At 55.8% G+C, this 21,911-nt stretch carries 14 protein-coding genes; 7 read left to right on the top strand and 7 right to left on the bottom strand.

Annotation, left to right across the window (positions count from 1 at the left end; genetic code table 11):
* Positions 1-354 precede the first annotated feature (354 nt).
* From ACR3ES_RS12480 to ACR3ES_RS12505, 6 genes are all read left to right on the top strand, one after another.
* Positions 355-597 carry a putative Ig domain-containing protein gene (locus ACR3ES_RS12480; RefSeq protein WP_480424824.1) on the top strand — a complete coding sequence of 81 codons (243 nt, stop codon included), beginning with the start codon at positions 355-357 and terminating at the stop codon, positions 595-597.
* Positions 597-6,665 (top strand): tandem-95 repeat protein, encoded by a 6,069-nt coding sequence (locus tag ACR3ES_RS12485; RefSeq protein WP_480634718.1) that lies wholly within the window; start codon positions 597-599, stop codon positions 6,663-6,665. The genes ACR3ES_RS12480 and ACR3ES_RS12485 overlap by 1 nt, the downstream gene beginning before the upstream one ends.
* On the top strand, positions 6,662-11,668 hold the full coding sequence (locus ACR3ES_RS12490) for a tandem-95 repeat protein (protein ID WP_480634719.1): 5,007 nt from the start codon (positions 6,662-6,664) through the stop codon (positions 11,666-11,668). The genes ACR3ES_RS12485 and ACR3ES_RS12490 overlap by 4 nt, the downstream gene beginning before the upstream one ends.
* Complete coding sequence (locus tag ACR3ES_RS12495; protein ID WP_480634720.1) at positions 11,665-12,456, top strand: Ig-like domain-containing protein; 792 nt, start codon at positions 11,665-11,667, stop codon at positions 12,454-12,456. The genes ACR3ES_RS12490 and ACR3ES_RS12495 overlap by 4 nt, the downstream gene beginning before the upstream one ends.
* A gap of 149 nt (positions 12,457-12,605) precedes the next feature.
* Entirely contained in the window at positions 12,606-13,973 is a 1,368-nt protein-coding gene (locus ACR3ES_RS12500; RefSeq protein ID WP_480425422.1) for a putative Ig domain-containing protein, read from the top strand.
* A gap of 12 nt (positions 13,974-13,985) precedes the next feature.
* Positions 13,986-14,243, top strand: coding sequence for a hypothetical protein (locus ACR3ES_RS12505; RefSeq protein ID WP_480425061.1), 258 nt, complete (start codon positions 13,986-13,988; stop codon positions 14,241-14,243).
* Here ACR3ES_RS12505 and ACR3ES_RS12510 read toward each other — a convergent pair.
* The 4 genes from ACR3ES_RS12510 to ACR3ES_RS12525 all read right to left on the bottom strand — a co-directional run bounded on the left by ACR3ES_RS12510 (position 14,227) and on the right by ACR3ES_RS12525 (position 18,415).
* Positions 14,227-16,800 carry a S8 family peptidase gene (locus ACR3ES_RS12510; RefSeq protein WP_480634771.1) on the bottom strand — a complete coding sequence of 858 codons (2,574 nt, stop codon included), beginning with the start codon at positions 16,798-16,800 and terminating at the stop codon, positions 14,227-14,229. The genes ACR3ES_RS12505 and ACR3ES_RS12510 overlap by 17 nt on opposite strands.
* A 623-nt stretch (positions 16,801-17,423) precedes the next feature.
* Positions 17,424-17,609 carry a hypothetical protein gene (locus ACR3ES_RS12515; RefSeq protein ID WP_480423916.1) on the bottom strand — a complete coding sequence of 62 codons (186 nt, stop codon included), beginning with the start codon at positions 17,607-17,609 and terminating at the stop codon, positions 17,424-17,426.
* A complete protein-coding gene (locus ACR3ES_RS12520; protein WP_480425425.1) occupies positions 17,599-18,084 on the bottom strand; it encodes a type IV toxin-antitoxin system AbiEi family antitoxin domain-containing protein in 486 nt (161 codons plus the stop codon). Before ACR3ES_RS12520 ends, ACR3ES_RS12515 begins: the two co-directional genes overlap by 11 nt.
* Positions 17,996-18,415, bottom strand: coding sequence for a type IV toxin-antitoxin system AbiEi family antitoxin domain-containing protein (locus tag ACR3ES_RS12525; RefSeq protein WP_480425427.1), 420 nt, complete (start codon positions 18,413-18,415; stop codon positions 17,996-17,998). The genes ACR3ES_RS12520 and ACR3ES_RS12525 overlap by 89 nt, the downstream gene beginning before the upstream one ends.
* A gap of 307 nt (positions 18,416-18,722) precedes the next feature.
* Here ACR3ES_RS12525 and ACR3ES_RS12530 point away from each other — a divergent pair, with 307 nt between their 5' ends.
* Complete coding sequence (locus tag ACR3ES_RS12530; protein WP_480424921.1) at positions 18,723-20,108, top strand: IS1182 family transposase; 1,386 nt, start codon at positions 18,723-18,725, stop codon at positions 20,106-20,108.
* Between the two features lie 230 nt (positions 20,109-20,338).
* Here ACR3ES_RS12530 and ACR3ES_RS12535 read toward each other — a convergent pair whose 3' ends face one another.
* The 3 genes from ACR3ES_RS12535 to ACR3ES_RS12545 are packed head-to-tail and all read right to left on the bottom strand — an operon-like array spanning position 20,339 to position 21,878.
* Positions 20,339-20,539 (bottom strand): hypothetical protein, encoded by a 201-nt coding sequence (locus ACR3ES_RS12535; protein ID WP_480423912.1) that lies wholly within the window; start codon positions 20,537-20,539, stop codon positions 20,339-20,341.
* A 2-nt stretch (positions 20,540-20,541) separates the two neighbouring features.
* A complete protein-coding gene (locus ACR3ES_RS12540) occupies positions 20,542-21,210 on the bottom strand; it encodes an AAA family ATPase (RefSeq protein WP_480423910.1) in 669 nt (222 codons plus the stop codon).
* A gap of 56 nt (positions 21,211-21,266) precedes the next feature.
* Positions 21,267-21,878 (bottom strand): hypothetical protein, encoded by a 612-nt coding sequence (locus tag ACR3ES_RS12545; RefSeq protein ID WP_480634721.1) that lies wholly within the window; start codon positions 21,876-21,878, stop codon positions 21,267-21,269.
* Positions 21,879-21,911 lie beyond the last annotated feature (33 nt).

Below are 21,911 nucleotides of genomic sequence, written 5' to 3' on the forward strand. Positions count from 1 at the left end.
TCGCCCTGACCAGAAGACCATTGCAGACTTCTGGTGCGATAATGGTGCTTGTGGCGACTGTTTGCTCAGGCCGTATTGACAAAGTAACAGTCTGACAGGTGCAGACCCCACCATAGCCTTTTCCTATTCAAATATAGAATCATGGTATTTTCCAATTCAGCGATCTGGATCCAGTGTTGGATGCGGGACGAATTGGCTGGACGTATTCGCGGTCAATCAGACAGCAAAAGTCAAAAGCAACAAAGCTTTGGAACGTTAGCCAGTACAATAACAACAGGTTTTCACTCATCACTCACATGTACAGCATGCAAATGAGATCATCTCAATTTCTCACAGCTTGAATTGGATAAAGGAATGACCGTAATGAACAATGCACCCGTTCTGGCACTTGCATTGCCTCATCAGTTTTCAGCAGAAGATCAATCTGTGAGCTTTGTATTACCGGCCAATGCATTCACGGATGTTGATGGCGATGCGCTGACCTTAAGCGCGACGCTTGCGGATGGTGCGGCCCTGCCTGGCTGGTTGGAGTTTGATGCGGTTGCGGGAGTTTCTCGGGCACACCGCCCCAGGACTTCAATGGAACAGTCAACGTGATGGTGACGGCCAGCGACGGGTCTCTTTCGGCCAGCGACACCTTTGTGCTTGATGTTACCCCGGTCAATGATGCACCTGTCGCGGCTGATGATACTGTTGATCCGAGTGAGTTCCTGGTCAATGACTTCACCGATGGCTCTCAAAGCGACCCGAGTGTTACCGCTCTCGCCAATGGCCATTTCGTCGTCACCTGGCAGTCTGATGATGGACAGCCGGGCGATACGTCTGAAACTGCCATCAAGGCCCGTATTCTCAATGAGAATGGTGTCGAGATTGTCAGTGAATTCCTGGTGAATGAGTCTACTAATGGTAGTCAATTGACCCCCAGCGTTACCGAGCTCGCCAATGGCCATTTCGTCGTCACATGGCCGTCCAATGATCAGGAGCAAGGGCATCCGTCTGGTTTTGACATCAAGGCCCGTATTTTTGATACGGATGGTAATGAGATTGTCAGTCAGTTCCCGGTCAATGAAGTTACCCATGACATGCAAGGCTGGCCGAGCGTGACAGCCCTTGCCAATGGCCATTTCGTCGTCACCTGGCATTCTCTTGACGGGCAGCAAGGGGATACGTCCAGTTCTGCCATCAAGGCCCGCATTTTCGATGCAAATGGCGATGAGATTGTCAGTGAATTCCTGGTCAATGAATACACCAATGACGCGCAACTATACTCGAGCGTTACAGCGCTCGCCAATGGCCATTTTGTCGTCACCTGGCATTCTTGGGACCAACAGCACGGGGATACGTCTTGGTCTGCCGTCAAGGCTCGTATTTTCAATGAGAATGGCGATGAGATTGTCAGTGAGTTCCGTGTCAACGAATTCATCAACTTCTGGCAAGAGGACCCGAGTGTGACAGCCCTCGCCAATGGGGGTTTTGTTGTCACCTGGGGGTCTCATGACCAGCAGCAAGGGGATGCGTCCGCTTCTGCCATCAAGGCCCGTATTTTCAATGAGAATGGCGATGAGATTGTCAGTGAGTTCCTGGTCAATGAATTCACCGATAGCTGGCAAGTATACCCGAGTATTACAGCGCTCACCAATGGCCATTTTGTTGTCACCTGGATGTCTGAGGACCAGCAGCAAGGGGATACGTCCGGTACTGCCATCAAGGCCCGCATTTTCAATGAGAATGGCGATGAGGTTGTCAGTGAATTCCTGGTCAATGAATTCACCAATGGCTGGCAACAGAACCCGAGTGTGACAGCCCTCGCCAATGGGGGTTTTGTTGTCACCTGGGAGTCTCATGACGGACAGCAGGGCGATGGGGACCTCGCCATCAAGGCCCGCGTTTTTGATGCGAACGGTGTTGCTCAAAGTCACAAGATTATCACAGAAGATGTTGTCACCCTGATTGAGACCGCCACGCTTCTGGCCAATGACAGCGATGTGGATGGAGATGCGCTGACGGTGATGGATGTGTCTCCGACGAGTGCACATGGCGCGGCCCTGACGCTGAACACAGACGACGGGACGATCAGCTATGATCCAACCGGCGCAGACGCTGTTCAGGCCCTGGCAGAGGGTCAGACCCTGACGGATACATTCACCTATACGGTCGAGGACGGTAATGGCGGGGAGAGCACCGCAAGTGTTTCCGTGGTTGTTCATGGAGCCAACGATGCGCCTGTTGTGGCGATTGTATTGCCTGATCAGTCTTCCGTGGAAGATGAGACCGTGAGCTTTGTGCTGCCGGCGAACGCATTCACGGATGTGGATGGGGATGCGCTGACCTTGAGTGCGACACTTACGGATGGCACGGCCCTGCCGGACTGGCTGGTGTTTGATGCGGTTGCAGGGAGCTTCTCAGGCACACCGCCGCAGGATTTCAATGGCATGGTCAATGTACTGGTGACGGCCAGTGACGGGTCTCTTTCAGCAAGCGATGCCTTTGCGCTTGAGATTACCCCTGTCAACGATGCACCTGTCGCAGTTAACGATGTTGTGCAAAGTCCCGCTCCGATCACCGAAGATGTTGTGACCTCAATTGATACCGCCACGCTTCTGGCCAATGACAGCGATGTCGACGGGGACGCACTCACGGTGACAGCGGTTTCTGCCACAAGTGCGCATGGTGCAGCCCTGACGCTGAACACTGATGGGACCATCAGCTACGATCCCACCGGGGCAGCTGATGTTCAGGCCCTGGCAGAGGGCCAGACACTTATCGACACATTTTCCTATGCGACCGATGACGGCAATGGCGGTGTGGGCGTCGCAACCGTTTCGATCATTGTGCACGGAACCAATGATGCCCCTGTTGTGGCACTTGCATTGTCCAATCAGGCTTCCGTGGAAGATGAGGCCGTGAGCTTTGTGCTGCCGGCGAACGCATTCACGGATGTGGATAGCGATGCGCTGACCCTGAGTGCGACACTTACGGATGGCACGGCCCTGCCGGACTGGCTGGTGTTTGATGCGGCTTCCGGCAGCTTCTCAGGCACACCGCCCCAGGACTTCAATGGCACATTGAGTGTCACGGTAACGGCCAGTGACGGGTCACTTTCAGCCAGCGACACCTTTGCGCTTGAGATCACACCTGCCAATGATGCACCTGTGGCAGGTCATGATATTGTTGGCACGAGTGAATTCCGCGTCAATGAATTTACAGATGGCAAGCAAGAGTCATCGAGTGTTACAGCCCTCACCAATGGCCATTTTGTTGTCACCTGGGAGTCTGATGACCAGCAGCAAGGCGATGCGTCTGGTTCTGCCATTAAGGCCCGCATTCTTGATGCGAGTGGAGCTGAGATTGTCAGCGAATTCCTGGTCAATGAGATTACCGATGACTGGCAAAACAGCCCGAGCGTTACAGCGCTTTCCAACGGCGATTTCGTCGTCACCTGGCAGTCTTCTGACGGACAACAAGGCGATATTTCCAGTACTGCCGTCAAGGCCCGCATCTTTAATGCGAATGGCGGTGAGATCGCCAGTGAGTTCCTGGTCAATGAGTTTACCGATGGCGGTCAGGCGTTCTCGAGTGTGACAGCCCTCGCCAATGGGAGTTTTGTCGTCACCTGGACGTCTGATGACCAGCAGCAAGGCGATGCGTCTGGTTCTGCGATCAAGGCCCGTATTTTCGATGAGAACGGTGTTGAGATTGTAAATGAATTTCTGGTCAATGAGTTCACTGATGGCAAGCAAGAGTCATCGAGTGTGACAGCCCTCACCAATGGCCGTTTTGTTGTCACCTGGGAGTCTGATGACCAGCAGCAAGGCGATACGTCTGGGGGTGCCGTCAAGGCCCGCATTCTTGATGCGAGTGGAGCTGAGATTGTCAGCGAATTCCTGGTCAATGAATACACCGCTAACACTCAAGGGAGCCCGAGCGTCACAGCGCTCGCCAATGGCCATTTCATCGTCACATGGAGGTCTAACGACGGGCAGCAAGGTGATACTGATTGGGCCATCAAGGCCCGTATTTTCGATGAGAACGGTGTTGAGATTGTAAATGAATTCCTGGTCAATGAGTTTACCAATAACGGCCAACACGACCCGAGTGTTACCGCCCTCGCCAATGGCCATTTCATCGTCACCTGGCACTCTTATGACGGGCAACAAGGTGATGCTTCCAGCTCTGCCATCAAGGCCCGCATCTTTGATGCGGATGGTAACGAGATCGTCAGTGAATTCCTGGTCAATGAATTTAACCATCTCTTTCAAGGCAACGCGAGTGTAACAGCCCTTGCCAATGGCGATTTTGTTGTCACCTGGCAGTCCGATGACGGGCAGCAAGGCGATACGTCCGGTTCTGCGATCAATGCCCGTATTTTTGATGCAAACGGTTTTGCTCAAAACCCCTATCTTATCACCGAAGATGCTGTCACCTTGATTGAGACAGCCACGCTTCTTGCCAATGACAGCGATGTCGACGGGGATGCCCTCACGGTGACAGCTGTGTCTGCCACAAGTGCGCATGGCGCAGCCCTGACGCTGAACACCGATGGGACGATCAGCTATGACCCAACCGGCGTAGACGCTGTTCAGGCTCTGACAGAGGGCCAGGCCCTGACGGATACATTCACCTATACGGTCGAGGACGGCAATGGCGGGGAGAGCACCGCAACGGTTTCCATCGTTGTGCACGGAGCCAATGATGCGCCCGTTCCGCCAATTGCGTTGCCTGATCAGTCTTCCGCAGAAGATGAGGCTGTGAGCTTTACACTACCACCGGACGCATTTGAGGATCCGAATGGCGATGCGCTGACCTTGAGTGCGACGCTTGCGGATGGCACGGCGTTGCCGGGCTGGTTGGTGTTTGATGCTGCTTCGGGGAGCTTCTCAGGCACACCACCTCAGGACTTCAATGGCATGTTGAGTGTCACGGTGACGGCCAGCGATGGATCTCTTTCAGCAAGCAGTGTCTTTGCGCTTGAGATTACGCCTGTCAATGATGCACCGGTCGCAGTGGATGATGTTGTTGACCAGAGCGAATTCCTGGTCAATGAGTTCACCGATGGCAGTCAAAGCGCCCCGAGCGTCACAGAACTTGCTAACGGGCATTTCGTCGTCGCCTGGATGTCTCATGCGCAGCAGCACGGCGACATGCCCGATTGGGCTGTCAAGGCGCGTATTTTTGATGCGGATGGCGGTGAGATCGTCAGTGCGTTCCTCGTCAATGAATTCAACAATGGTGCTCAACCGAGCGTTACAGCCCTCGCCAATGGGCAGTTTGTCGTCACCTGGGTGTCTGAAGGCGGGCAGCCAGGTAACACGTCCGATTGGGCCATCAAGGCCCGTGTTTTTGATGCGGATGGCGGTGAGATCGTCAGTGAGTTCCTGGTCAATGAATTCAATAATGACTGGCAGCTCAACCCGAGCGTCACAGAACTTGCCAATGGCCATTTTGTCATCACCTGGCAGTCTGGAGAAGGACAGCGGGTTGATACGTCTGATTATGCCATCAAGGCGCGTATTTTTGATGCGAATGGCGTTGAGGTCACCAGTGAATTCCTAGCCAATGAGTTTACCAATGACAGTCAAATCAGCCCGAGCGTTACGGCCCTCGCCAATGGCGGTTTTGTCATCGCCTGGATGTCTCATGACCAGCAACTAGGCGATGTGCCTGGTGGAGCCATCAAAGCGCGTGTTTTTGACGCGGACGGCGTTGAGATCGTCAGCGAGTTCCTGGTCAGCGAGTTTAGTAATGACTGGCAAAGCACTCCGAGCGTTACGGCCCTCGCCAATGATCATTTTGTTGTCACCTGGATGTCTGATGAGCAGCAGCAAGGTGATACGCCCGATTGGGCTGTCAAGGCCCGTATTTTTGACGCGAATGGAAATGAGGTCGCCAGCGAATTCCTGGTCAATGAATTTACCAATGACAGTCAAATCAGCCCGAGCGTTACAGCCCTCGCCAATGGCGAATTCGTTGTTACCTGGGTGACTGGAGACGAGCAGCAAGGGGATGCTTCCAGCTCTGCCATCAAGGCCCGCATCTTTGATGCGGATGGTAACGAGATCGTCAGTGAATTCCTGGTCAATGAATTCACTAATGACACTCAAACCGAGCCAAGTGTTACAGCCCTCGCCAATGGCCATTTCGTCGTCACCTGGCAATCTAGAGACGGGCAGCAAGGCGATACTTCTGATTGGGCCATCAAGGCCCGTATATTCGATGCAAATGGTGTTGCTCAAAGCTCCAACATCATCACCGAAGACGCTGTGACCCTGATTAAGACCGCCACGCTTCTGGACAATGACAGTGATGTCGAGGGGGATGCGCTCACGATGACAGCGGTGTCTGCCACGAGTGCGCATGGGGCCACCCTGACACTGAACACTGACGGGACCATCAGCTACGATCCCACCGGTGCTGCGGTTGCGCAGGCGCTGGCAGTTGGCGAGACCCTGACGGATACCTTCACTTATACGGTCGCGGACGGGAATGGTGGGGAGAGCACCGCAAGCGTTTCAGTTGTTGTGCACGGAAGAAACGATGCGCCTGCCGCGATTGATGATGTTGTTGTTCTAAGTCCGAATATCATCACAGAAGATGTTGTCGTCCTGATTGATACCGCCACCCTTCTTGCCAACGACAGCGATGTCGAGGGGATGCGCTCACGATGACAGCGGTGTCTGCCACGAGTGCGTATGGGGCAACCCTGACCCTGAACACCACCGATACGATCAGTACAATCAGCTACGACCCAACCGGCGCAGACGCTGTTCAGGCCCTGGCCGAGGGCGAGACCCTGACGGATACCTTCACCTATACCGTCGAGGACGGCAACGGCGGTCAGAGCACCGCAAGTGTTTCAGTTGTTGTGCACGGAACCAACGATGCTCCTGTCGCGGTTGATGATGTTGCGCAGAGCCCCACTCCTGTCAGAGAAAATGTTGTTACTTCGATTGATATCGCCACCCTCCTGGCCAATGACAGCGATGTCGACGGGGATGCCCTCACGGTGTCAGAGGTCTCTGCCGAAAGCGCGAATGGCGCAACCCTGACGCTGAACACCGATGGGACCATCAGCTATGATCCAAGAGACGCAGAAGCTGTTCGGGATCTGGCCGAGGGGGAGACCCTGACGGATACCTTCACCTATACCGTGGAGGACGGCCATGGCGGGGAGAGCACCGCAACGGTTTCAATCGTTGTGCACGGAGCCAACGATGCGCCTGATTTGAGAGTTCTATTGCCCAATCAGTCTTACGCAGAAGATGAAGCCGTGAGCTTTACACTACCACCGGACGCGTTTGAGGATCCGAATGGCGATGCGTTGACCTTGACCGCAACGCTTGCGGATGGTTCGGCGCTGCCGGACTGGCTGGTGTTTGATGCGGCTACGGAGAGTTTCTCGGGCACACCGCCCCAGGACTTCAACGGCATATTGAACGTCATGGTGACGGCGAGCGATGGCTCACTTGCAACAAGCGAGACCTTTACGCTTGAGATCACACCGGTCAATGATGCCCCTGTCGCAGCTGATGATTTTATTGGCGCAAGTGAACTCCGCGTGAATGAATTTACCAACACCATACAAAATGCTCCAAGTATTGCCGCACTGGCCAATGGCAATTTTGTCGTCACCTGGACGTCTGATGCTGGGCAGCAAGGGGATGCTTTTTCTTCTGCGATCAAGGCGCGTATTCTTGACGCGAATGGTGTTGAGATCGTCGGCGAGTTCCTGGTCAATGAGTTTACCGATAGCTGGCAATTGATTCCGAGTGTGACAGCGTTGGAAAATGGTAATTTTGTCGTAACCTGGTCGTCTATTGACCGACAGCAAGGCGATCCATCTGATTATGCTGTCAAGGCGCGTGTTTTCGATGCGAACGGCGGTGAGATCACCAGTGAGTTCCTCGTCAATGAATTTACCGATGGCGATCAAGCGTTCTCGAGTGCGATAGCGCTTGCCAATGGCCATTTTGTCGTCATCTGGGAGTCTGAAGACCAGCAGCAAGGCGATACGTCTCCAACTGCGATCAAGGCGCGTATTTTCGATGCGAATGGCGACGAGATCGTCAGTGAGTTCCTGGTCAATGAATTTACCGATTACGATCAGCGGAACCCAAGTGTGACAGCGCTGGAAAATGGTAATTTTGTCGTCACCTGGCACTCTTATGCCGTGCAGCAAGGCGATCCATCTGGTTATGCTGTCAAGGCGCGAATTTTCGATGCGAATGGCGATGAGATTGTCAGTGAGTTCCTGGTCAATGAATTTACCAATGACTCTCAATGGAATTCGAGCGTTACAGAACTGGCCAATGGTCATTTTGCCGTCACCTGGGAGTCTGGTTACGGGCAGCAGGGCGACACCGAAGGTTCTGCCATCAAGGCCCGTATTTTGGACGCGAATGGCGATGCGGTTGTCAGTGAGTTCCTGGTCAATGAATTTACTGATGGCAATCAGGATACCCCAAATGTTACGGCCCTCGCCAATGGCCATTTTGTCGTCACCTGGGCGTCTGATGATGGGCAGCAAGGCGATGATCGCTGGGCCATCAAGGCGCGTATTTTTGACGCGAATGGCGATGCGGTTGTCAGTGAATTCCTGGTCAATGAATTCACCAATGACACTCAAATTGCGCCGAGCGTGACAGTGCTCGCCAATGGCCATTTTGTCATCATATGGATGTCTAACGACGGGCAGCAAGGTGATACGTCTGGTTATGCCATCAAGGCGCGTATTTTCGATGCAAACGGTGTTGCTCAAGGTCCCGAGCCGATCACAGAAGATGTTGTGACCCTGATTGAGACCGCCACGCTTTTGGCCAACGACAGCGATGTCGACGGGGATGCGCTCACGATGACAGCAGTGTCTGCCACGAGTGCGCATGGCGCGACCCTGACGCTGAACACCGACGGGACAATCAGCTATGATCCCACCAACGCGGATGCTGTCCAGGCTTTGGCAGTTGGGCAGACACTTATCGACACATTTACCTATACGGTCGAGGACGGCAATGGCGGGGAGAGCACTGCAACAGTTTCAATTGTTGTTCACGGAAGAAACGATGCACCCGTTTTAGCAATTGCATTGTCCGATCACTCTTCAGCGGAAGATGAAGCTGTGAGCTTTGCACTGCCAACCAATGCGTTCACGGATGTGGATGGTGATGCACTGACCTTGAGTGCGACACTGACGGATGGTGCGGCGCTGCCGGACTGGCTGGTGTTTGATGCCATTGCGGGGAGCTTCTCGGGCACACCGCCGCAGGACTTCCATGGTACATTGAGTGTGACCGTGACGGCCAGCGATGGGTCACGCACAGCAAGCGATAGCTTTGCCCTTGAGATTCCCCCTGTAAACGATGCACCGATCGCGGTAGATGATCTTATTGGCGCGAGTGAACTCCGCGTGAATGAATTTACCAACACCGGACAAAAGACTCCAAGTATTACCGCACTGACTAATGGCCATTTTGTCGTCACCTGGGACTCTCGTGATGGGCAGCAAGGCGATGCTTCTTCTTCTGCCATCAAGGCGCGTATTATTGATGCAGAGGGTGTTGAGATCGTCAGTGAGTTCCTGGTCAACGAGTTTACCCATAGCTGGCAATTGAACGCGAGTGTCACGGCGCTCGCCGATGGCCATTTTGTCGTCACCTGGTCGTCTTTTGACCAACAGCAAGGCGATCCATCCGGATATGCTGTCAAGGCGCGTGTTTTCAATGCGGATGGCAGTGAGATTGGCAGTGAATTCCTGGTCAACGAGTTTACTAATAACGGTCAATTCATCTCGAGTGTAACAGCACTGGAAAATGGCCATTTCGTTGTCACTTGGGAGTCTGAAGACCAGCAGCAAGGCGATACGTCTCCAACGGCCATCAAGGCGCGTATTTTCGATGCGGAGGGCGGCGAGATCGTCAGTGAATTCCTGGTCAATGAATTTACCAATGGCGATCAGCGGGACCCAAGCGTTACCACTCTCGCCAATGGCCATTTCGTCGTCACCTGGCATTCTCACGCCTTGCAGCAAGGCGATCCATCCGGTTATGCCGTCAAGGCGCGTATTTTCGATGCGAGTGGCAGTGAGGTTGTCGGTGAGTTCCTCGTCAATGAATTTACCAATGGCTGGCAAATCAAGCCGATTGTTACAGCGCTCACCAATGGCCATTTCGTTGTCACTTGGGAGTCTGAAGACCAGCAGCAAGGGGATGCTGATTGGGCCATCAAGGCGCGCATTTTTGATGCAGAGGGTGTTGAGATCGTCAGTGAGTTCCTCGTCAATGAATTCACCCATAGCACGCAACGCGACCCAAATGTTACGGCCCTCGCCAATGGCCACTTTGTCGTCACCTGGGCATCTGATGATGGGCAGCAAGGTGATGATGGCTGGGCCATCAAGGCGCGTATTTTCGATGCGAGTGGCAGTGAGGTTGTCGGTGAATTCCTCGTCAATGAGTTTACCAATGACATTCAAGGCACTCCAAATGTGACAGCGCTCGACAATGGTGATTTTGTCGTCACCTGGCATTCTCTTGACGGGCAGCAAGGCGACACTGATTGGGCCATCAAGGCGCGTATTTTCGATGCAAACGGTGTTGCGCAAGGTCCCACGCCGATCGACGAAGATGTTGTGACTTCGATTGAGACCGCCACCCTCTTGGCCAATGACAGTGATGTTGAAGGGGATGCACTGACGGTAACAGCGGTCTCTGCCGCGAGTACGCATGGGGCCGCCCTTACGCTGAATACCAACGGGACCATCAGCTATGATCCAACCGGCGCAGATGCTGTTCAGGCTCTGGCAGAGGGCGAGACACTTATCGACACCTTCACCTATACGGTTGAAGACGGCAATGGTGGGCAGAGCACTGCAACGGTTTCAATCGTTGTTCACGGAAGAAACGATGCACCTGTCGCGGCTGATGATAGCGAGGTTGAAAATACTATTGATGCAGAAAGTACAATTGACGCAAGTGAGTTCCTGATCAATGACTTTACCAATGGCACCCAAAGCGACCCGAAGGTCGCAGAACTCGCCAATGGCAACTTCGTCGAAACTTGGGAATCCCCTGATGAATCTCACTTTACTGACATCAAGGCACGTATTGTAGACGTAGATGGCGTTGAGATTGTCAGTGAGTTCTACGTCATTAAAGAATGGGCTTTCCAACGTTCGCCGAGTGTTACAGCATTCTCTAATGGCAATTTCATCGTAACTTGGCTGCATAAAGATAACGGATATTTAGAGACTAACGCAAGCGTTTTTGATGCGAATGGCGTCGGGATCAGCGGCAGGTTGAACGTCGTCGACGGGTTCTATCAATACATCATAAGTGTTACAGAGCTCGCCAATGGCAATTTCGTCGCAAGCTGGTCGACTGGACCCTGCAATAACGATCTTTGTGGTTCTGACAGCTATTTCCGTGTTTACGACGCGAATGGCGGGGACATCAGCGGCCTCCTCAAAGTCAATGAACCTCTCAATGCCATTGACGACTGGCAGCATGGCGTTAGTGTTACAGCACTCGCGAATGGCAATTTCGTCGTTACCTGGAGGCTACTGACCCGCAAGACGGTTCTTACGATACTGCTATCAAGGTCCGTATTTTCGATGCGAACGGCGGGGAGATCGCCAATGAAGCAATCACCGATGGTGGGCAAGGCGGCGCGCATGTGACAGCGCTCGCTAATGGCGATTTTATGGTCAACTGGGAGTCTGAGGCCCGTATTTTCGATGCAAACGGTGTTACTCGAAGTTCCGATGTTATCTGGGAAGATTTTGTCACCCTGATTGAGACAGCCTCCCTTCTGGTCAATGACAGCGATGCCGAGGGGGATGCGCTCACGGTGATAGCAGTCTCTGCCGAAAGCGCGCATGGAGCAGTCCTGACGCTGAACACCGATGGGACCATCAGCTATGATCCGACCGGCGCAGAGGCTGTTCAGGCCCTGGCAGAGGGCGAAATACTAACGGATACATTTACCTATACCGTCAGAGATGGCAATGGCGGTGAAAGCACCGCAACGGTTTCAGTTGTAGTTCACGGAAGAAACGAAGCACCGATCTTTGGCACCGCTGGTGATGATATCCTGACCGGCACCGCTGGCGATGACATCCTAAACGGCGGCGCGGGCGATGATTATCTGTATGGTAGCGCTGGCGATGACCGTCTGGATGCTGGCACAGGCAACGACATCCTGACCGGCGGCTCGGGGGACGATACCTTCGTCTTTGATCCCGGTTTTGGCGAGGATATCATAACCGATTTTGCGGCTGGTGCTGCGACGGAGGATATCATCGAGTTCAGGGGTGTCACCAACCTGACATCTTATGCGGACGTCCTGAACAGCGCGGCGGATAACGGCACCGATACGACCATCACGCTGGATACGGACAACAGCATTGTCCTGAAGAATGTGGTCGTGTCGGACCTGTCCTCCGACGACTTCCGGTTTTACGCGTAAAGACCACAACGCATGGTGTCGCAATCACGCACCCAGGACGGGCTTGTTGCGGAGTGCCTTCAGGCACTCCGTTCTACGCTCGCAGGTGTTGGCCTGCTCAGCCTGCCGATCAATCTCCTGATGCTCAACAGTTTGAATTGGAGAACATAATGACCGTTATGAACAACACACCCATTTTGGCAATTGCGTTGCCTGATCAGTCTTCCGCGGAAGATGAGGCTGTGAGCTTTGTCCTGCCAGCGCATGCGTTCACGGATGTGGATGGCGATGCGCTGACCTTAAGCGCAAAGCTTGTTGATGGTACGGCCCTGCCGGACTGGTTGGTGTTTGATGCGGTTGCGGGGCGTTTCTCGGGCATACCGCCCCGGGACGTCCATGGGACATTGATTGTCATGGTAACGGCCAGCGACGGACCTCTTTGCGCAAGCAGCACCTTTGCGCTTGAGATTACGCCTGTCGACGATACACCAGCCGCGATTGATGGGAGTGTTGGCGCGAGCGCGTTCAGCATCAACGAATTCACCAATAGTTCGCAATTCTACTCGAGCGTTACAGCCCTCGCCATTGGTGGCGGGGGCGATGATTATCTCTATGGTGGTGATGGCGATGACACGCTGCAGGGCGGCGGGGGCAATGACTGGCTGCATGGCGGTGCAGGTGCAGATGATCTGAATGGCGGCGCGGGTAATGATGGGGCGGGGTATTGGGATGCGGCCTCCGGCGTGACGGTTGATCTGGGCAATGCCGCGGCCAACACGGGTGACGCGACGGGCGATAGTTTTGTGTCGATCGAGAATCTCGCGGGATCCGCTCATGCAGATTTGCTGTATGGGGATGAGGCCAATAACAGCCTGTGGGGTCTGGGCGGAGACGACGCGCTGCATGGTGGCGGGGGCGATGATTATCTCTATGGTGGTGATGGCGATGACACGCTGCAGGGCGGCGGGGGCAATGACTGGCTGCATGGCGGTGCAGGTGCAGATGATCTGAATGGCGGCGACGGCAGTGACGGAGCGGGGTATTGGGAGGCGACCTCTGGCGTGACGGTTGATCTGGGCAATGCCGCGGCCAACACGGGTGACGCGACGGGCGATAGTTTTGTGTCGATCGAGAATCTCGCGGGATCCGCTCATGCAGATTTGCTGTATGGGGATGAGGCCAATAACAGCCTGTGGGGTATGGGTGGAGACGACGCGCTGCATGGCGGCGCCGGTAATGATTGGCTGATAGGCGGTGGTGGCAACGACGCGCTGACCGGGGGTGCGGGAGACGATGCCTTCGTCTTTGATCCCGGTTTTGGCGAGGATATCATAACCGATTTTGTGGCTGGTATTGCGACGTTGGATGTCATCGCGTTCAGGGGTGTCCCCAACCTGGCCTCCTATGCAGAAGTGCTGAACAAGGCGGCGGATGATGGCACCGATACGACCATCACGCTGGATACGGACAACAGCATTGTCCTGAAGAATGTGGTCGTGTCGGACCTGTCCTCCGACGACTTCCGGTTTTACGCGTAAAGACCACAACGCATGGTGTCGCAATCACGCACCCAGGACGGGCTTGTTGCGGAGTGCCTTCAGGCACTCCGTTCTACGCTCGCAGGTGTTGGCCTGCTCAGCCTGCCGATCAATCTCCTGATGCTCACCGGATCACTGTTCATGCTACAGGTGTATGACCGGGTGCTGGCGAGCGGTTCGGTGCCGACGCTGATCGTGCTGGCGGGTTTGGCGGCTGCGGCATGGCACCCAGTGATCGGGCTGTCCCTGCGGCTCAAAACCTGTGACTGAGGGCAAATCCAATGTAGGGATTGGGGTCACCGCCTTGTGCGCGATATCCGGCGTTAAACAGAATTTCCGGTCCGGGCGCTTCTGAAGCAAGCTGATAGGTCAGGCCAATATCTATCGGCCGCACTGAAGATGTAATCTGCACAGTTTGAGAGCTTCTTGTCACGCCCGTGCTTTCCTGACCGGCCACTGCTGCAACCCTGTCCCGGGGGAGGTCGATTGAAATCTCACCAGAGGAGATCTGGAGCGGACTGGATATCGACAAGCGCATCGTGCCTGGGCTGCCGAGAAAGCGTTTCTTGCTGATTGAGACGCTGCCGGCACGCCCCGTCAGACTTTTGCCGCCAGTGACCAGGCCTGCCTGTTTGAAATCTGTCCTGCTTTGCGTGCCCGATACCGTCAGGAGCGTGCCCTGCCCGACCGCAACAGATCCGGATATTTCCAAGAACGAGGTAGAGCTGCGTCCGTCCTGACCCGCGGCTCCCATGAAGCGGGATCCAAGGACTGTGCCGTTTTCTTCTATGAGGCCGAACTGGGCAGAAAGGCCTGACCCATCTTTGTCTTTTGCTTCAAGCCCTATGCTGGTCCTTGAGAAGGAGCCCGTGGATGATCCGACCGCGTGGTCAGTAATAAGGGCCAGCGCTTGTGTGAGTTCAAACTTGTGCCTGAATGAGTAGTCTTCTGTCAGAAGCTGTCCAAATGGATCTGCGTCTGGATCTATGTCGCCGAAAGTTATCTCATAGGAGAACACATCCCCATCAAAACGGAGACCTGTTCCGTGATCTGAACGCATGAGTGTGAGGCTGTCGCTGGCCTTTGTTTCCCGTACGAAGGTGGGGCGGGGTCTTGGCGCCTTGAGTTCGGAGACCAGGGCACTGGCAGCAAGCTCAAATCCGCGTGTATACGCATCTGCAACCATCAGGGTCTGCCCTGCGAGGGCCTGGTTGAGGGCTGGCGCCAGGGCGCCGCTGGCGACGATGCCCGTTTCGGCAAGAGGCATGGCGGCGCCCTCGATGGTGTTCCCCTGGTAGACGACAAGTTCACCCATAGGAAGCATGGCGCGTTCCAGATTGAGGAGGCCCTGCCCGTAGATCGGGTCAACACCCGGCTCACCGAGGTCTTCAGCTGCCGCGAACATAATCTCAGCGATTTCGGGGGCGGTCAGGAAAGGCCACTGGCTCTTCAATACGGCATAGGCTCCAGTGACGTATGGGGCGGCCAAGGACGTTCCACGCAAATGAGCGATGCCGGTGCCGTTGGGGATTCTCAGGATATCCACGCCTGGCGCAGCGAGGCAAAAATCCTGTGCGAGGCCACAATGGTTGGAGAAACCCGCTATGTTTTTGTCTTCATCAACAGCGACGACGGCGATGAAGTGGTCCTTATACTCGGGCAGGACAACTGGAATGCCTGCATAGAGTCCGACCTCGGGCAGGCCGCTGTTACCTGCAGCAAAAACGATCATCAAGTCTTCGGATTTGGCTCTATTCAGGGCGGTGATGGTTGCGGGTCCTAGAAAATCTTGGAGCGAAGCGCGATTTTCGTCCGAAGATTGAGTTGTAAACTCAGTGATTATCCTATCGACGACCATACCATCGACAATTTTGTCCTGACCCCAGCTGTTGTTCATGACATGCGCATCGGCCGCGATTGCGCGGTTTATGGCATCAGGCCACATAATTCTAATCGTCGTCGTCGGATGAATTCCATTGAAGATGACAAGCTCAGAGTCAAAGGCAACACCGTGTATGCCTTGACCGTCTTTCCTGGCTGCCGCGATACCGGCAACATGCGTGCCATGACCGAAAGGGCCAGACCCGTCAGGTTCAGAAATATCGTTTGGGTCTCCGACATAGGAGTGGCTGTTCTCAAAGTCGATTTTCCCTTCGAATTCTGGACTGTCGAGATCGATGCCACTGTCCAGGATTGCAATCTTTATGCCCTGTCCTCGCCAGCCTTGAGCGTATTTTTCATCGGCGCCAATCAGAGACAGGCCACGGTTTTCCTCGAATTCCGGGGTTCGGTAGTAGGCGGGATTGTCCGGACCGGGACCTGGGTTGGGACCGGGGCCTGGGTTGGGACCGGGACCCGGGTTGGGACCGGGGCCTGGATTGGGACCGGGACCCGGGTTGGGACCGGGGCCTGGATTGGGACCGGGGCCTGGATTGGGGCCGGGGCCCGGGTTGGGGCCGGGGCCTGGGTTGGGACCGGGACCTGGATTGGGGCCGGGGCCTGGGTTGGGACCGGGACCTGGATTGGGGCCGGGGCCTGGGTTGGGACCGGGACCTGGATTGGGGCCGGGGCCTGGGTTGGGACCGGGACCTGGATTGGGGCCGGGGCCTGGGTTGGGACCGGGGCCTGGGTTGGGGCCCGGGTTTGGAGTGCCGGGACCTGGGCTTGGATTTGGACTGGGGTTTGGAGAAGGTGATGGGCTGGGACCTGGGTTTGGAATACCGGTGCCTGGATTTGGGCCGGAGCCTGTCTCAGAGTCTCCACCACCACCGCCTGCGAGAGAAGCTGCGAGCCCAACTGCGGCGAGCCCAAGGGCGATCGAACCAATTCCGAAGGTCTCCCTGTGCTTAGCTCCGAAAGGGAAAAACTACGGATGTCTGGTGTCCGGTCTAAGGTTTGGTTGAGGTAGTCCTCCATAATTGCTGGTCGGCTCAGGAGGATGTACTTGCGTGCATCCTCGAAGGTTGATGGATCGCGCGCATGCTCACTGACGAGGAATTGCAAGGCCTGTTGATTTGAATAGGAGGTGAGTTGATCCGAGTAGATACTCGCCGCGACGGAGGTGGCAAAGGTGACAATGGCCGTCGTGGTCAGGGCTAACGTCTTAAACAGGCGCATGATGATTGCTATTCTTTAGCTGTTAGATTGTAACTGCTCGGTTGCGACCGCGCGCCGTTGATACCGATGAACCGCCCGACCCACCCGGCTCGCAAGTAACAAGCTGAATGTATTGCGGATATTGAGGATTGCTGACCGATCATTCGGTAGGCGGGCCATTCGTTTCCTGCCCAACTTTAGAACCCAGTTACTGTATTGTGAAATACTCCGATCCTATGTTTGAATAGACATCGGCTATGGTGCGGCCTGCGCACGCCATGAGATCAGTGGCAGGAGCTTCACCACCTCAACCCAGACGAAAAGACCGAGCGATTGAAGCCGGATCAATCCAAATTAAGGCGGTCCGAAATCCAAAATAATTCGATCCGGTCTACCGCCCTTGAAGACCCAGGATTCAGATAGCTCAGGATGCGCATAGATACCCGCGAGCGCCCAGCCAAGCGCGTAATCCTTTTCCACCACGTGCGGGGTAAGGCCCTGCGTACTGGCAAGTCCAAGGATTTCGCGCTTATCGATCATGCGGGGCGTCCTTCATCCAGCTATCCGGCACACGCAAGCGCCAACGTGTGATGAGACGCGGACACTCCAAAGACGGGTCCAGCTTGGCATGCCCCTTGGTGAGATGCTTGCGCGCTTTGCGGGCAACTATTCCGCCCTTTTCGTGGCGTTCAGCAAGAAAACCGAGCCGCTTGAAGACCGCGCCGTTTCCGTGGCGCAAAGCGTAGTCGATCAACAGATCAGGGTTGCAATCAGGCCGCTGTAGGTAGCGATCAAAACACTCCGAGACATGTTGAATGCCCCCGCCAACCCGGGGATCATCGAGCATATCGATGATTGTGCGGTTAATATCAGACACCGGAATACGGGTCTGGCCACGCCAAACCGTTTTCGTCCCGAATATCATCTCATTCTTGATGTGCTTGAGTGTAAAGACCGCACCCTGCCGCTCGACTGTCCGGCCGGCAACCGAGCGGGCCGTAAACACAAAGAACATCGCGAAATATCTGTTCGGTGAGGTCCCAATGCTCGGCAGCGGTCCGTCCCCCAATGTAACATGGCTCAAATAGCGTCGGCACAAGAATCCAAGGGTCCTGCAAGACCTGCCTCGCATCGAGAAGATCAAGCTGAACAGGTACATATGCCCCGCTACCAACTCGCCTGAGCCAGCCTTGGGCGGTCCATCTTGAGAGTAATTTCGCGGCCTGGTGACGGTCGATATCCAAAGCTCGCACTGCATCGTCAATACGCACGACATCCCCTGAAGCCTGAATGACTGTAGTGAGGCGGGCGCGCCCGCGAGCCAGCGGTGGTCTCGAATCGTTCATACTACATTAGAGTACACAAAATTCTCGGAAATAGCGAATTTCTATCTAAGTATAGTACTATACTTCCGGTATATACCGCATACCGGAATTCGCGAATTTCATGAATTTTCGCCTGCAAAATATAGCGGCCAGATTTCCGGAGTCGCAAGCAATTCCACATTTGAATGGCCGCAATCCAGACTCTTGGAAGGAGCAATCGCGTTCGCAGCGAATGACTGGAGTCCGCCGATGGTGTTGAAGAACTCTGTGTTGCAGTGCGGCAAGTCGTTTGATTCACTTGATTTATCGAGATTGGGAGGATCGGGCGATGATGGGCATTCAAAAGGTTGAAGCGCAGCTGTTCTATGAGTTCGATTTGGACGCACATGTGCCGCCTAATCACGTATTGAGAGAGATTGACCGTTTCCTCGACATGGGCGACATGCGGGAGAGGCTGAAGCCCTTTTACAGCCACACGGGCCGCCCTTCGATCGATCCCGAGCTGATCGTCCGGATGCTGGTGATTGGTTATGCGATGGGCATTCGGTCCGAACGACGACTGTGCCAGGAGGTGCATCTCAATCTTGCGTATCGCTGGTTTTGCCGGCTCGGTTTGGAGGACAAGGTGCCGGATCATTCATCGTTCTCGCGGTGCCGCCATGGCAAGCTTCGGGAAAGCGACATGCTGCGCCATATCTTCGAGGCGACGGTGGAGCGCTGCCTGAAGGAGGACCTCGTGTCAGGCGAAGGCTTTGCTGTCGACGCCAGCCTGATACCGGCGGATGCCAACAAAGCCCGTTCCATTGCGGCTAAGGACTGGAGCGAAGACGTCGCTCGAGCTGCGGGCAATCGCGCGGCCAGAGAGTACCTTGAAACGCTAGACGATGCGGCCTTCGGTGCAGCCTCGCCGGTACAACCTAAGTTCGTCGCCAAGTCGGATCCGGCAGCTCAGTGGACCCGAGCTGAGGAAAGTCGTCCCTACTTTGCCTATGCCACGAACCACCTGATCGACACAAAAAGCTCAGTCATCATGGATGTTGAAGCCACGCGGGCGATCCGACAGGCCGAGGTGGGTGCCTCGCAAACAATGCTGGATCGCACTGAACAGCGCTTCGGCATCCGGCCGGATTGGCTTGCCGCGGACACGGCCTATGGATCCAGCGACAACTTGGGGTGGCTGGTCAAGAAACGCGGCATCATCCCCTTCATTCCAGTGATCGATCATTCGAACCGCAAGGACGGCGCATGGACCCGTTTTGAGTTTGAATACGACGAGGCCAACGACCAATACATTTGCCCCGAAGGTTTCGCATTGAAGCAGTTCCGCCGGAATTACTCCGATCCCAATCGCGACAAGAACATCCGCGGCACCCGAAAGTATCGCGCTCTAAAATCCGATTGTCAGGGGTGCCCATCGAAAGAGAAGTGCTGCCCCAATGCGATCTGCAGATCGATCAGCCGGGAAGAGCACGAGGACGCCCGGGACTTCGCGCGATCGAGCCGGAAGACGAAAGCCTACAAGGTCAGCCGTGACAAACGGAAGAAAGTTGAGATGCTCTTCGCGCATCTGAAACGCATCCTGAACCTGACCAGGTTGCGATTGCGCGGCCCGAACGGGGCAAAAGATGAGTTCCTGCTCGCTGCCATCGCACAGAACCTCAGAAAGCTCGCCAAGCTCAGGCCCAGGACCGCCCAAACGGAGGCCATGGGATGATCTGACCCGCCAAATCAGCCCATTTGCGAGACGACTGGGCCAGCGTCCGGACCAAACAACTCGCGCTGGTTCTCCAGCGATAATCTGGCAGTCAATTGCACCGAGTTCTTCAACAGAATCCGCCCAATTTGACAGAAATAACAACGAGTTGAAAGCACCGAGGGTCGCTGCCTGATCATGATCCGAGTGCCCCGGCGTTAGAGCATGGGAGTATGCCATGAACGTGATCTTCAATCCTGCGCTTGCGCTGAGGGTGCTGGTCTCGCCAATGGTGCCAAGCCCGGTGGGTTGGGATACCCCGCAGGGATGGCGTGGGCGGTGCGAGCATCGGCGGCCTTGTGCAGCCGGTCCGCAGCGGTGAAGGGCGCGCCATCAAGGGCATGGGGCGCGGCAAGGGAGACCAGCTCCTGGACGGTTTCGGGAACGGCCATCCTCAACTCTCTCCCGCCATCCATGCGGCAGCGGTCTCGACCACGCGCTCATCGAGTTTGTCGATGCCCTCATTCTCCATGAGGCGGGCGCAGGCATCGGCCAGGGCCATCGCTAAGCGCCAGTTGCCCCCCGTCTTTCTGAGAAAGGCCGTGGCGCTCTTCTGAGTGATGCTCCCGAAGCGCGGGGCCAGGACATAGGCGGCCATCTCGCCCGCCTCCTGCACCGGCTGCATCACCACCTTCTTGGTGCCGATCCGCTGGCGGAACTGCTCCAGGAACACCCGGATTTGCGGGTGGATGAACTTTCTGGCCAGCAAGTCCGTGCCCGCGATCACCAGCCCCGCGCCGCCGATGTCAGAGATCGAGCGCAGCATCTCAAGGGTGGGCCAGCGCAGGTGATTGGCCTCATCCACGATGATCAGCTTGCCCTCGGTCCCCTGCCGGATGAGGCGCTGGATCAGGGTGTTGGATGTGCCGCTCGCATCGATGGGATATCCGGCCTTGGCAAAGGCATGCGCCAGCTCTTGCAGGCAGGTCTTTTCCTTCATGCCTGCCCAGGCCTCGATACGAATGGCCCCCAGCGTCTCGGCCAGCCAGTAGGTCGCCGAGGTCTTGCCGGTGCCCGGATCACCCGTGATCTGACCCAGGCGGCTGTATTGTGGCACGGACATCACCGTTTCGCACATCATGCGCGCCCGGCCCGCCATCTCCGTTTCGACGAAGCTCCTCAATCCTCTTCCTCCGCATATGTGAAAGTCCTGACCACCTCGGGGGTCGGCGGTTTCCATTGTTCAATGGGTTTGCGCGGCTCGGTATTGGCGGCCTCGGCCAGGGCCTTTGCGCGCGCCTCGGCATCCATGCGCACCATGCGGTCGATGATCCCGGCATCGACCACTGCAGCCACCGGGGCCTCCGGCGCATCGGGCATATGAGCGATGTGCCGCTCGGTTTCCTCGGTCAGCGACAACAGGGCCACATGCTTGCGCTTTTCAGCGATCTGGCGGCGGAAGGCCTTGCCGCGCCGGTTGACCTCCCGAGCGCCTGCATCATCCAGGACACCAAAGGTGCGCTCCGGGAAGGCCTGGCAGATCAACTCACCATTGGCGAAACAGAACACAAACGCGGGATTGAAGGCGGGCACCCGGAGGGTGATCTTGTGGGTGAGGCCCAGGAGCGCATCGTCGTAGAAATAGATCGTCTCGCCACGGCGGGGGGTGTAGCTCACCCGCCCGCGATCCGGCATGCGCTCGACCTCCTCGGCAAAGGCGAGGGCGAGAACCTCGGGGTGCGAGTGTGGTCTTGCCCCATCCCTGATCAATGAAATTGCGCAGGGCCTCATTGGGGCTCATGCCTGCAAGCCGCCCATGCTGAG

This window comes from Ruegeria sp. B1, from assembly GCF_056535885.1.

Bases quoted from the DNA above. Each gene is read 5' to 3' on its own strand.
- ACR3ES_RS12480 (WP_480424824.1), top strand. From the start codon at position 355: ATGACCGTAATGAACAATGCACCCGTTCTGGCACTTGCATTGCCTCAT.
- ACR3ES_RS12485 (WP_480634718.1), top strand. From the start codon at position 597: ATGGTGACGGCCAGCGACGGGTCTCTTTCGGCCAGCGACACCTTTGTG.
- ACR3ES_RS12490 (WP_480634719.1), top strand. From the start codon at position 6,662: ATGACAGCGGTGTCTGCCACGAGTGCGTATGGGGCAACCCTGACCCTG.
- ACR3ES_RS12500 (WP_480425422.1), top strand. From the start codon at position 12,606: ATGACCGTTATGAACAACACACCCATTTTGGCAATTGCGTTGCCTGAT.
- ACR3ES_RS12505 (WP_480425061.1), top strand. From the start codon at position 13,986: ATGGTGTCGCAATCACGCACCCAGGACGGGCTTGTTGCGGAGTGCCTT.
- ACR3ES_RS12515 (WP_480423916.1), bottom strand. From the start codon at position 17,609: ATGATCGATAAGCGCGAAATCCTTGGACTTGCCAGTACGCAGGGCCTT.
- ACR3ES_RS12520 (WP_480425425.1), bottom strand. From the start codon at position 18,084: ATGTTCTTTGTGTTTACGGCCCGCTCGGTTGCCGGCCGGACAGTCGAG.
- ACR3ES_RS12525 (WP_480425427.1), bottom strand. From the start codon at position 18,415: ATGAACGATTCGAGACCACCGCTGGCTCGCGGGCGCGCCCGCCTCACT.
- ACR3ES_RS12530 (WP_480424921.1), top strand. From the start codon at position 18,723: ATGATGGGCATTCAAAAGGTTGAAGCGCAGCTGTTCTATGAGTTCGAT.
- ACR3ES_RS12535 (WP_480423912.1), bottom strand. From the start codon at position 20,539: ATGGCCGTTCCCGAAACCGTCCAGGAGCTGGTCTCCCTTGCCGCGCCC.
- ACR3ES_RS12540 (WP_480423910.1), bottom strand. From the start codon at position 21,210: ATGTCCGTGCCACAATACAGCCGCCTGGGTCAGATCACGGGTGATCCG.
- ACR3ES_RS12545 (WP_480634721.1), bottom strand. From the start codon at position 21,878: ATGAGGCCCTGCGCAATTTCATTGATCAGGGATGGGGCAAGACCACAC.